This window comes from bacterium, from assembly GCA_018812485.1.
In the GTDB taxonomy this organism is placed as follows: domain Bacteria; phylum JAHJDO01; class JAHJDO01; order JAHJDO01; family JAHJDO01; genus JAHJDO01.
Genome location: JAHJDO010000104.1, coordinates 1 through 3,530, shown reverse-complemented (window position 1 = coordinate 3,530; position 3,530 = coordinate 1). Strand labels below are relative to the sequence as shown.

Genomic DNA, 3,530 nt, shown 5'->3' with positions numbered 1-3,530 from the left:
CTATAAAGTTACAAATGTTCTTAATGTTCCGTAAGTTCCTTATGTTATATAACATTTGCAACATTTGTAACATTTCTTCACTATTCAACACATTGGAGGTCACAATTTGTGACCAGTCAATCTTCGTCCTCTTTAGCCTCAAATGGTTTTCTTCAAGTGCCTGCGTAACAAAAGAAATTAATTTTACCCCATGACTTTGATAGAAATTTTTCAACTGTTTTTCTAAGAGCTCAAGGATGCTGGTTTCAATCAGAAATGTTCTCATGATACGTGACCGAAGATGTTCTGGTCAGCATATAGGGACAAGGGTACTTGCCACCACTCTCTGACCAGTCCTTTATGGCTGTTGTTTTTAGTTTCCTTTGTCATCAAGACTTATGTCTTGATTGTCCTGTTTTATATTCTAAAATTTCAAACATTATCTTACGGCGTTTTTTAAAAGGAACAAAATTTGCTCTATCCGCTAAATGGCAATAAGCATCACCAGTTCGACCATGACTTCCGCCAAGGTTATAGATATCGCACCATACCCTACCTTCACAATGAGACAAAGAGCATTCTTTAAAAATAGCACAATCTCTGGTTTCATATCGCCTTGCTGCATCTAATAGCGCAGGATTCGCTCCAATGCCGGTCTTCGTCTTCTTAGCGGCATCACGCATGGCTTCGCTGATTTCATACTTGTATTCATCGCAAGACAAAACAAACTTTGCCTCTTCAATCATCCCGGCTTTCTTGAGCAGTTTAGCGATAAGGTTTTTATGTTTTTTGGTGTATTCCATAACACGGTCTCCTTAATAAAATCATGAGTGAAATTAAACGTTTAAAGGAAATCCTTCATAGCATAGCTTCCAGTATTGGCTTTATGATATTATCAACACGGCAAATCTTGGCATATTTCATAATTTCTTTTGGCTTTATACTTTTTTCCGTAACAGCAACTTTGAGGGCATCTCTCGCGACATCCGCTCCTATTTTATTGCGGAATTTAAAACAATCGGCAATCGTCTTGGCGAGACTATAAACTTTAATCCTGTGTCCTTCAATTTCATGCTTTTCGATTCCTGCTTTCCATGCGTTAGGCGCAAAGCGGTAAAATCTTACCGGATGATACCCAATTCTATTCGCATGTATACCTTGCGGAATGGCTAGATCCACATACTTGGGAATCTCGCTTCTTGCTTTATAAAAAGAAAGATCGGAAAGAAGACAGATAATACCTCTATGTGCCTGAAGTGATACAATAACAAGATCGGGCTGAGAACCAGGGAGATAATTAGCTACACGGTAAAGTCCCCAGGCAATTTTTTCAACCTTTCCCTCTTTTTCAAGAGCAATAAGCGAATCAGGATGAAATCCAGCCTTCAGAATAGTAGAAAACCTAGTCACTCCATCATGACTCTGAAGAAAGTTTATGAGTTCCTGTGTCCGTGTTTGCATTTTGCCTCCGCATAACATCTTGCTACTTGTCAAGAAGCATATACAATTTATACGATCATGCCAATGCTTTTTTTCGATCTGCGAATTAAGAGCAAAATTAATGTTCCGTGTTCCGTAAACGCGACGGGAAGTATTTAAGCCTATTGAACCGGTGACATTTTGTCACCAGGTCGACCTTCACGTAGGGGCGACATATCTTTTTAATGGTATTACACATCATTTATCAGGCATGGTGCCACATAACATTTTGTTCAACGATTCTATCAAACTTCATATTGTCCAAGTCAATCGTAACATAAGTGAACTCATTAAGCTGACCAGGTTGAATGCATATCGTACTGCCAAGTTTTGCATACCATCGTCCAGTAACTTCCGGAGACTCATGGATATGACCATGAAGCGAGAGCTTTGGCTGATATTTCTGCAAAAAGTTGTAAATTGCCTTTGACCCCACTTCTGCACCGTGACTACATTTATCTAATCCTAGCTTGTACGGAGGCGTGTGGATTACGTACACGCTATGTGCCATATTCTTAGGCTGTACCAGTTGGTTTAGCTCATTTTCTATTGTTGGAAGCGTCTTTGCATAGGCAACCCAGTCATATAGTTCTTGCAATCCGTTTGGTGTAGATAATAGTCCTGTTCCAAACTGCTCTTGAAATATATAGTCATCTGTGTCCATTCTACATCTGTCCTTGAGGCGGAATGGATAATCAGTTACCCAGTTCATACCTACAAATTCAAAATCCCCAACCTCAAATTTACGTTGTGCCAGGCAGACTACGAAGGAATACTTGTTACAAGTCTCCTCAAATAGCTCATCGAAGATTCTAAGGTCATCGTTTCCCAAGTAGCAAAGATAATAAATTCCAGCAGCGTTGAATCGTGCAAAGTGATTATCAAGGTAGTTGGTTATGAATTTGTCTTGCGTAAATAGGTCCCCTTCCTTTGGTAGCATATCACCACCATTGATCACTATAGTTGCCCCAAACTCTTTTGCTGCTTTGAGTAGCCGCTCATATTTCCACTTGCATCCATGTAAGTCTGTTACAAATAACACTCTCATCCAAGCAATTCCTCCAACAATCCATTCTCAAGTATTGATTGTTTCACTGTTCGGGGTAGTGGGAGATTTGTGCATGGCCCCCCTAAGACCCCAATTTTAAACTCTTTCTTGTTTAGAAGGTATCGCATTTTGTGATAGCAAGATAGTGGTTTTATGTCTAGAACCCCATCTACTAAGATATATTTCCACTTGTCGAGTTTATGTCCGAAATGGCGTCTTTGGCGTCTTGTAAATCTTCTTTGGCTGTCTTCAACTCGTTAAAACTAACCTTATGGCCGGCAGAAAAATGAACTATTCTTCTTTTCTCAATTGCTTCATGGATATCATATTTCCTCATAAGTCGGTTTTCCTTTCCAAAGGGTTATTCCCTTCTTTACTTGTCTATGAAATACACTATCTCCTTTTTTGGATGAGATGGTTTCTAAAGGATCTTGAATAATAGATTGATATCTCACATCATTAGTTTCATATTTATTGATAATCCTGAGCACCTTTTTCTTATATTCTGTATAGATAAATAAATCTATGTCGCTTTAGATACCTCATTAGCAAAAAATACCCCACCTGGATGATTGGAAAGAAAAGAAAGTATTTTTAAAGGAGTTTGGTGATATAGATGTTTTTTAGTTTTTAGAGCGTCCATTATATTGTTCTCTTCGTTCATTATAATGAAAGGCTTGGTCATGTGTCGAAACTCTAGCATATCCAATAAGCATTATAAATATTCCTTATAGTAAAGTTTTCTCAACATATTTAGCCATATGATTTGCCTCCTTCTTTAATCAGTTGCCAAAACAGAAATTCATTATACAAAACTATTCTATCTTTCCAGAGTTCTTCGTAAAACTCAGTCTTCTTGCTAAACCTTTCTACAAATTTATCAACTGTAGTGCTTATCGGCCGTATTTCCAACAATGGACTTACATCTATTTTACCTTTATTTAAAGCCGCAATTACATCTTTTTCCTCTCCCGAAACAACTGCCAGTATATCTATATCACTGCCCTTGCTCCACTCACCTCTT

Annotated in this window: 5 protein-coding genes; all 5 read right to left on the bottom strand. The window is 38.2% G+C overall.

Annotation, left to right across the window (positions count from 1 at the left end; genetic code table 11):
• Positions 1 to 368: 368 nt before the first annotated feature.
• Entirely contained in the window at positions 369 to 782 is a 414-nt protein-coding gene (locus tag KKC91_08650) for a hypothetical protein (GenBank protein ID MBU0478621.1), read from the bottom strand.
• Positions 783 to 837: 55 nt separating this feature from the next.
• A complete protein-coding gene (locus tag KKC91_08645) occupies positions 838 to 1,440 on the bottom strand; it encodes a type IV toxin-antitoxin system AbiEi family antitoxin domain-containing protein (protein MBU0478620.1) in 603 nt (200 codons plus the stop codon).
• 223 nt (positions 1,441 to 1,663) lie between these two features.
• On the bottom strand, positions 1,664 to 2,506 hold the full coding sequence (locus KKC91_08640; protein ID MBU0478619.1) for a metallophosphoesterase: 843 nt from the start codon (positions 2,504 to 2,506) through the stop codon (positions 1,664 to 1,666).
• A gap of 172 nt (positions 2,507 to 2,678) precedes the next feature.
• A complete protein-coding gene (locus tag KKC91_08635; GenBank protein ID MBU0478618.1) occupies positions 2,679 to 2,843 on the bottom strand; it encodes a hypothetical protein in 165 nt (54 codons plus the stop codon).
• Between the two features lie 416 nt (positions 2,844 to 3,259).
• The coding region (locus tag KKC91_08630) for a hypothetical protein (protein ID MBU0478617.1) at positions 3,260 to 3,530 on the bottom strand (271 nt) is incomplete at its 5' end.